This window comes from Thermodesulfobacteriota bacterium (assembly GCA_040755095.1).
Classification (GTDB): Bacteria; Desulfobacterota; Desulfobulbia; order Desulfobulbales; family JBFMBH01; genus JBFMBH01.
Window position 1 is genome coordinate 1 of sequence record JBFMBH010000165.1, and the last position, 8,704, is coordinate 8,704.

An 8,704-nucleotide genomic window follows, 5' to 3' on the forward strand; every position below is an offset into this window, starting at 1 on the left:
GAAAAGCTCCTGCTGGGCCTGACCCCCCAGGAATACCTGGCCCAGCTGGTGCGCAACCCCTTCAACTGGGTGCTGGCCGCGATCTTCGCGGTGGGCGTCCCGGTGACCGTCTCCCGCTTCATCTTCGGCCTGGGCTACGTCACCCACAGCTCCTACGACTACCCCTGGGGCCTGTTTCTGGGCTGGGGCCTGTTCACCATGGTGCCGCTGTCCGCGTCGGGCTTCATGCTGGGCACGGCGGTGGAGGTATTCGGCCGCAAGGACTTCAAGCCGATTGAGCGACTGGCCCTGTTGAACGGCCTGCTCGGCTACTTCTTCGCGGTCCTCTTCCTGCAGGTGGACCTGGGTCAGCCCTGGCGGCTCATCTACCCGATGTTCGTCTCCCTGGGACCGGCGGCGGTTCTCTTCCTGGTGGCCTGGCATGTGGCCACCTACCTGTCGGTGCAGGTCGCCGAGGTGTCGCCGGCCTTCTTCGAGTGGATGGGCTGGGCCAAGCCCAAGAAGGCGGTGAAGAGCGTCGTCGTCGGCCTGACCATTGCCGGCATCATCCTCTCCACCCTGCACCAGGGGGCGCTGGGGGCGCTGTTCACTTACGCGCCGGGCAAGGTGCATCCCCTGTGGTACAGCGCGCCCTTCCAGTGGTTCCACTTCTTCTGCTCCTCCATCTTTGCCGGCCTGTGCATGGTGATCGTGGTCAGCACCCTGTGCCGGACCTTCATGGGCTGGCGCTGCGACGACAACTTCAAGCGCAATCTGGATTATCTGACCCTGGCCCTGGCCAAGGGTGCCACCATGGCCCTCATCACCTACCTGGTGATCAAGATCATCGCGGTGGCCCATGACGGCGACTGGAAGTACCTGGCCTCCGGCTGGGGCCAGTGGTGGCTGCTGGAGATGGGGCTCGGCGTCGTGGCGCCCATCGTGCTGTTCACGGTGGCGCTCCGCAACAACCTGGCCGGCCTGGCCCGCTTCACCGCCCTTTTGACCGTGCTCGGCATCGTCCTCAACCGGCTGAACACCGCGCTCATCACCTTCAACTGGAAGCTGTATCAGGAGATCCCCCACTGGCGGGAGGTCATGATTGTGGTCACCATCTACTCCCTGTATATCGTCACCTACCGCTTCATCCTGGCGCGGCTGCCCATCCTCTACACCTGGAAGGAAGAGAAGTAGGCGCTCCGCTTCGCTGCGGCAGACGGGCTCCTGCAAGGGGGCGCTGGGCGAAAAGCCCCGCGCCCCCGTCTCGTCTCGGCGCGCCGGCGGGCAGAGGGAGCGGTGTGCCGGCTCCAGGCCGGCTGGCATCGTCGGCCCTCGGGATGAACCATGGCATCCTTCATGCATATGCATCATGGCAAAGAAGGCTCGACACGGATGAAGGAGGCCAGACCATGGCACACACCACGCACACCACGCACACCACGGAACGTCAGCTCAGCAGCCGTCGCAACGTCACAGGAATCGGCAGGCAGCTCGCTGCCTGGTACCGTTCCGGCGTCGGCATCGTGATCACCCTGTCCACAGTGGCCGGGGTGTGGGGAGTGCTCTGTCTGGCCGCCGGCCTCAGCGCCGAGGCCGGAGATCTGGGACGGGGCCTGGTGACCGCTCTGACTGGGCTGTGATGGCCAGACCGTCCCCCTCCTGCGGCCGGCAGTTGTCCAACAGGACGGGGACGGCCTGAGATAGGCTTGCAGAATTCGGCTCGAGAAGTTGGCCGGCATGGCTCGAACAGGGGGCCATACCGGCCTTTTCTTTTGGTGGAGCCGGGCGCCCCGCACCGGCCAAGCCGATTGCCGGCCCGGCCAGCGCACGTCGCCGCGCCGTCGTCAGTCCCATTCGTGCCCACCCCGCCCACTCTGGTTTTCTCGTCGCCGGATGGAGTCATGTCTGGTGTGCGCCGGTCGCCGGCCGGCCAAGCCAGGGGCTCCTCCCGGCTCCGGACCGCCGGCCCCGCCGGGAGCGGACGGCTCGAACGAGCGCGCCACACCACAGCCACACACCTGTAGCACGCCACACCTGTGGTGCGACAGCATGGGTGCGCGCCGTCCGGGGTGCCACCCCCGGCAGGCCTCGGGTCTGGCCGGCACCGCGTCCCATGGCAGAGCTGTTCTCGGCTGCGCATGGGCACGGGCCTTGGGCCACTTCTGTGGTTTCTCTTCACAACCTCTGGGCGTTGGTCAGCGAGCCTTCCATTGCGACACCGCGGGTGCCTCACCTACCCTCTTAATAGGTGCGACTGCGAGGAGCCTGACCCTCTTCGGTCCTTGCCAGGGGTCAGGGGGCTCGGTGGTGTCCGAAACGGATGACCGGGCGGCGTAGGGAGGGGCCATCGGGATAGCGTGGCGGGATTTCTTGACCAGGGGGGCACCAGGATGGCATCGAAGGGCAGCGTGCTGGTGGTGGACGACGAACCGGATATCGGCTTTGTGCTGTGCACCCTGTTGGAAAAGTGGTCATACCGGGCCGAGGTTGCCACCGGCAGCGAGCAGGCTCTTCGGTACCTGGGCGGGCAGCGCTTCGACGTCCTGGTGACCGATATCCGGATGCCGGGAATCGGCGGCATCGAGCTGCTGCGCCTGGCCCGGGAGCTGGGCCCTGATCTCCAGTGCGTGATGATGAGCGCCTACGACGATTCCCGGACCGCCATCGAGGCGTTGCGTCTGGATGCCGTCAACTTCCTGAGCAAGCCCATCAACTTTCAGGAGCTGGAGTCGGCCGTGGAGAAGGCGATGGATCGGCTGCGGCTGGTCCAGGACGCCCGCAAGGCCCGGAGCCGGGAGCGGATGTTCGAGGCGGCCAACGCCCATTTGGGACGGGAGATGACCAAGAACCGGATGATCCTGGATTCCGCCGGCGAGGGCATTCTGGGCCTCGACAGCCAGGGCACGGTCATCTTCGTCAATCCGGCTGCCAATTCCATGCTGGGCTGGGATCCCGGAGAGGCCGTCGGCCGCTCCTTCGAAGAGGAGCTTTGCCTCCACACCCTTGGGGACGGGGCGCCGTTCCCGGATCGCCTGAGCCCTTTCCAGCGCGCTTACCAGGATGGACGGCTCCAGCAAGGCAGCGGTGAGATTTTCTGGCGCAAGGATGGGACCTGCCTGCCCATTGAGTACACCTGCACCCCTCTGGAGGACGGCGAGGGGATTTATGGCGCGGTGGTGGTGTTCCGGGATATCAGCGAGCGGCGCGCCATCGAGCGGCAGATCCGGCGCGGCCAGCAGATGCAGGAGGTCCTGAACAGTCTGCTCCGCCTCTCCTTGGACACCACCTCCGAGGCGGATCTCCTGGGCCGCTGCCTGGATTACCTCAGCTCGCTGTCCTGGCTTGACCTGGATCCCAAGGGGGCGGCCTTCCTTCTGGAGGAGGGGACCAGTACCCTGGTCCTTACCGCCGAGGTTGGTCTCGAGCGTCGGCATGCCGGTGGCTGCCAGCGGGTAGCCCTGGGCGACTGCCTGTGCGGCACCGCGGCCCAGACCGGCCAGCTCGTCTATGCCGAATGCCCTGATGCCCGCCACCAGAGCCGCTGCCGCCATACGCAGCCCCACAGCCACTACTGCGTGCCGATGGTCTCCAGCCGCCAGGGGCTTCTGGGGGTGATGACCGTCTACGGCCGGCACGGGGCGGGCCGCAACCCACAGGTGGAGCGGCTGCTGGAAGCCGGAGCGGCCACCGTGGCCAGGATCATCGAGAACATGCGGGCCCAGAAGGCCCTGGCTGCGGCAGAGGCCGCGGTCCGGGCGAGAAGCGAGTTCATGGCCCGGCTGAGCCACGAGATCCGCACCCCCATGAACGGCGTCATCGGCATGACCAACCTGGCCCTGGGCCTGCAGTTGCCGGCCCAGGCGGCGCACTACCTCCAGCTCGTCAAGTCCTCGGCCGGCCGGCTGCTGACCATCATCAACGATATCCTCGACTTCTCGAAGATGGAGGCAGGAAAGCTCCGGATCGACCCGGTGCCCTTTTCATTGCGGGACATGCTGCAGGGGACCCTGGAGGGCAGCCTGGCCATTCAGGCGGCTGACAAGGGTCTGTCGCTCTCCTGGTCCCTGGATCCCTGCATCCCCGACACCCTGGTGGGCGACCCGGGACGGCTTTTGCAGATCCTGGTCAATCTCGTCGGCAACGCCATCAAGTTCACCGAGCAGGGCAGGATTGAGGTGCTGGTGGAGCCCGGCCCGACGGCAGCCGAGGATGGGGATGGTCTCCTCCTCCACTTCGCGGTCCGGGACACCGGGGTGGGCATCGCCCTGGACCAGCAGGCAGAGCTGTTCAACCCCTTTTTCCAATGTGACAGCTCGTTGACGCGCCGCCACGGCGGCACCGGCCTGGGCCTCGCCATCTCCGCCCAGCTGGTGGACCTCTTGGGGGGGAGGATCTGGCTGGAGAGTACGCCGGGACAGGGCTCCACCTTCCATTTCTCCGCCCGTTTCGCTTCCCACGACGAAGATGCCCCGGCCCCGGGGCGGACCCTGCCCGACCAGGGGCTGGATGCTTCGGTTCTGGTGCTGGAAGCCGCAGCCGACAGCGAGGGCTCGGTCTCGAGCCTGCTCTCCGGCTGGGTGGCCAATGTGCGGACGGTGGCCAGCGGGCCGGCTGCCCTTGCCGCCTTCCGGCAGCAGCGGCACGCGGTCGTCCTCCTCGATGCCGATGTGGCCGGCGTCGGGGTCTTCGATCTGGCCGAAGAAATCCTGGGGGATCCCCGCCTGGGACGGCCCCTGGTCATGATCCTGGCCTCGGCCGGTATCCGGGGGGATGCGGCCCAGTGCCGGGAGATCGAGGTGGCGGGCTACCTCACCAAGCCGGTCCAGCGGCCGATGCTGCTGGAGGCGATCTCCATGGCCATGGAGGGAGGCAATGCGGCCGGGGTCTGGCGGCCCTTCGTCACCCGGCATACGGTGCGGGAGGCGCAGCAGGAATGCCATGTGCTCCTGGTGGAAGATGAATTCTGCAACCGCACCATTGCCGCCTCCCTGATCGAACAGGCCGGATGGCGGGTGACGGCGGTGGACAATGGGCGCCGGGCTGTGGAGATCCTGCAGCAGACCGCTTTTGACCTCGTTTTGATGGATGTGCAGATGCCGGTGTTGGACGGCCTGGCTGCCACGGCGGCGATTCGGCAGCAGGAGGGACCCACCGGCGGCCATGTTCCCATCGTGGCCATGACAGCCCATGCCATGCCGGAGGATCGCCAGCGGTGTCTGGCGGCTGGTATGGACGCCTACATCTCCAAGCCGATCGAGCCCATGGAGCTCTATGCCACCGCCCGGCGGCTGCTCCGTGACGGAGCGGCGCGGCGCGGCAGCGCTGAGCAGGGGGGGCGGTCCGCCGCCCCTGGCCGCCCCAGGGGGAAAGCGGTGGCGGCGGGCGTCTTTTCCGAGACCGACAACTGAGCCCGTTGTGCACGGCTGCTGTTTCGAGCCCCTGGGGGCACGTGAGCTCCCCTAAAAGGGTGTGGTCCCTGGTCAGGCTCTCACCCCGGAGATGGGTCCTCGTTCCTCATTTCTATTCAGGAGATTTTCGCCATGGCTTCTCTCATGGACCGCCCCGACCCGGGTCCGCCGTCAACCCCGGGTGCGGGGCTGCCTTTCCACCGCCTCCGTCCCGTCCCACCCGGCGCCAGCGAGGATACCTCGCGCCGCTGGCCGGCCGGCGAGGCGCCGCAATTCCTGCCGCAGTCGCAACAGGCCCGGGCCCTGGAGGCCATTGGCCTGCTCGCCAGTGGTATTGCTCATGATTTCAATAACATGCTCAATGCAATCCTCGGCTACGCCGATCTGCTGGCCCACGCCCTTCCCGCCGACAGCCAGGAGCACGCCGATGCCCTCATGATCAAGGAGGCAGGGCATCGGGCCTCGGACCTGGTCCGGCAAATCCTGGCCTTCAGCCGTCCCAATGGAGAGGGGCGCCAGCCGTTGTGCCTGCAGCTCATCCTCAAGGAGGCGCTCAAGCTGCTCCGGGGCTCGCTGCCGGCCACGATCACCATCCGCCAGCGGATCGATCCCGGCTGTCCCAAGGTGCTGGCCGATCTCAGCCAGATGCACCAGCTGATCCTGGATTTGTGCCTGAGCGCGTATCACGCCCTGGGGGACAGCGGCGGCCTCCTGGAGGTGGGGTTGGCGCCGGTGACCGTGGACGCGCCGCTGGCCGCCCGGGTGCCTGGCCTGACGGCGGGCAGCTACCTTACGCTGGCGGTGCACGCCGCGGAGGCCCGGCGGCCGAGCGGCCAGGCGGCCCTTCCTGCGGCCGGGGCCGCCGATGATCCGCACCGGAGACTGGCCGCCATCCACACCGCGGCCGTGGCGCACCGGGGGGCAGTGGCCACCGGGGCTGATGGGGCTGCCAGCATCACCGTCTATCTGCCGGTGATCGAGGAGGGGATGCCGGCGAACGGGCAGGTCGCGGCACTGCCCCCGGCCGTGACCAAGCTCGCTGGCCGGGTGCTCCTGGTGGACGACGTGGAAATGAACGTGTCCCTTTGCTGCCAGATCCTGGAGCGGTTGGGCTGCAGTGCCGTGGGCTTCACCAGCAGCGTCGAGGCCCTGGCCCAATTCCGGGCCGCGCCGGAGGCCTTCGATCTGGTGATCACCGACCAGACCATGCCGGAGCTGACCGGTGAGCAGCTGGCCCGCCATCTCCTGACCCTGCGTCCCGATCTGCCGGTGATCATGGTCACCGGCCACAGCAACCTCGTGGATCAGGAGAAGGCCAAGGCGGCCGGGATTCGGGAATTCCTCATGAAGCCCCTGGCGGTGGATGCCCTGACTGCCGTCGTGGCCCGGCTTCTGCCGGAAGGACTGCCCGGGAACAGCAGCGGGCCGGCAGCGGCCGGCCAGCCGGTTCTGCCTCGACCCGGCCAGCGGCCAGGGGCGGGCACTGTCCGGGATTTCCTGCGGGCGAAGTACCGGATTGCGGCCCAGGATCTGGACGCCCTGCTGGCCGGGGCGGTCCAGTCCCTGGCCGACCTGCTGGCGCAAGGGGAGGCGGTTGTGCTCGCCGGCAGCGATCCCGCCGCCCTCGGGCAGATTGCCCACACCTTGAAGGGCACCCTGGCCAACCTGGGCCTGCGGGAATGGGCATCCCTGGCCGCCGAGGTCGCGGACCGGCGGCACGGTCCCGCCCTGGCCGGGGACGGGGATCAGCTGGCGGCCCAGTGGACTACGCTGCGCCAGGGACTCGCCGCCGTGATCGACGAGCTGCATCAGGACCTGCCCGGGTTTCGGGAGTAGGACGATCCTTCTGAATGGGCGGCTGCCAGCGCCGCTCCTGCCACCTTCTCGAAGCACCGGCGTCCTTGCTCCGGCGCCGGTGCACCCCGCCCTCCTGCCCCTGGCACCAGAAGCGGTGCTGTGCCACAGAGCTGTTGCGCCACGGCCTGTTGCAGCACAGTTGTGTGGCGACAGATTGTCCCCGCCCGGGTCGGGCCCTCTCTGAAGAAAGCATGGGCAATCCGCAAGTTGTCTCTCTGGCCCTCCGGGGAGGCGGCCGCGGCCTGTTGCGGGCTGGTGCCGGCCCGCGCACAAGGTGCTGCTCTCCTGGCCGGTCTGCCACATCTGCGTGGCGGCCTGGGGGGATTTGGGTCTATCATGTCGATTATTTTTGATAAACAGACCGGTCCCGCCCCCGGTCGCCCCCGGGCCGTGGCCTCGCCCCGGCCTGGTCAGACGGGTCGGAAGGGAAGAAGCAACCGCCGGCCGGCAGTTGGCACGATGGCTGCATCTGGAAGGCAGGCAACAGCACACTGCGGCTTCTTCAGAAGCGGAGAGCCAGAAGCCCGATCGAGGGCAGACCACACAGGGGGTAGAGTGATGACGAGCACGACCTGCACGGCCAACGTGGTGGAGATGGGCAAGGTGGAGACCAGGATGACTGCCCGGGAGATCGGCTTCGGGATGGTGATGGGCATCGCCACCCTGATCGGTATCTGCGGCGCGGTCAATCTGCTCATCGCCCTGATTTGACGGCAGGGCTGGCCGGCAGGCGGCAAGGCTTGCCGGCCGGAGCCGGGGTGCTCGTGGACCAGGAGAACGGACCGACCTCAAGCGGTCCCTCAACAAAACCACCAGGGGGATAGATCATGGAACAGAAGACACGGAAGGGCTCCTCGCGGCTGTTTCTGCACTCGGTATTCTTTGTCGGCGGCCTGATGACGATCTGGTCTTCAGCGGCCATCCTGAGCGGGCTGGCCCAGGTGGGCTGGGACGTCTCCGAGCTGCTCCGCCAGTATCTGGTGGCTGCGGGGGTCATGCAGGAGCACCACACCTTTGTGGACTTCTACACCCACATCAAGGGGGTGGAGTACATCATCTGCGCGGCCTTCCTGAGCGCCTTCCCCGCCTTCTTCCGCTACCTGGACCGGACCAAGGTCGGTGCCGAGGCGGCGTGAGCCTCTCCGATGCCCTGCAGCGAGCGAGAGCCTGGCGGGTCAGCCGACCCGTCAGGCTCTCGCTGTGAAGAGAGCCCGGTAAGCCAACCGATCCAAGACACGAGGAGCCAAAGCCTATGCAAACATTGATCGCCAAGGGGCGGCAGCCGGTGGACGCCCCCTTCAAGGCGGACGGCAAAACCCCCTGGACCGTCAAGGAAAAGCTCCTGCTGGGCCTGACCCCCCAGGAATACCTGGCCCAGCTGGTGCGCAACCCCTTCAACTGGGTGCTGGCCGCGATCTTCGCGGTGGGCGTCCCGGTGACCGTCTCCCGCTTCATCTTCG

7 protein-coding genes are annotated in these 8,704 nt (G+C 67.3%); all 7 read left to right on the forward strand.

Going from position 1 to position 8,704, the window contains the following annotated elements:
• Nucleotides 1–1,173 (forward strand): polysulfide reductase (locus AB1634_17550; GenBank protein ID MEW6221321.1); only part of this gene is annotated, 1,173 nt, incomplete at its 5' end.
• A gap of 215 nt (nucleotides 1,174–1,388) precedes the next feature.
• Nucleotides 1,389–1,619 carry a hypothetical protein gene (locus AB1634_17555; protein MEW6221322.1) on the forward strand — a complete coding sequence of 77 codons (231 nt, stop codon included), beginning with the start codon at nucleotides 1,389–1,391 and terminating at the stop codon, nucleotides 1,617–1,619.
• A gap of 750 nt (nucleotides 1,620–2,369) precedes the next feature.
• Entirely contained in the window at nucleotides 2,370–5,387 is a 3,018-nt protein-coding gene (locus AB1634_17560; GenBank protein ID MEW6221323.1) for a response regulator, read from the forward strand.
• A 144-nt stretch (nucleotides 5,388–5,531) separates the two neighbouring features.
• Nucleotides 5,532–7,223 carry a response regulator gene (locus AB1634_17565; protein MEW6221324.1) on the forward strand — a complete coding sequence of 564 codons (1,692 nt, stop codon included), beginning with the start codon at nucleotides 5,532–5,534 and terminating at the stop codon, nucleotides 7,221–7,223.
• Between the two features lie 579 nt (nucleotides 7,224–7,802).
• Nucleotides 7,803–7,955, forward strand: coding sequence for a hypothetical protein (locus tag AB1634_17570; GenBank protein MEW6221325.1), 153 nt, complete (start codon nucleotides 7,803–7,805; stop codon nucleotides 7,953–7,955).
• 116 nt (nucleotides 7,956–8,071) lie between these two features.
• The gene (locus AB1634_17575; protein MEW6221326.1) at nucleotides 8,072–8,380 is read left to right on the forward strand and encodes a hypothetical protein; all 309 of its coding nucleotides are present in this window, start codon (nucleotides 8,072–8,074) and stop codon (nucleotides 8,378–8,380) included.
• 116 nt (nucleotides 8,381–8,496) lie between these two features.
• A partial coding sequence (locus tag AB1634_17580; protein ID MEW6221327.1) for a polysulfide reductase occupies nucleotides 8,497–8,704 on the forward strand: 208 nt, incomplete at its 3' end.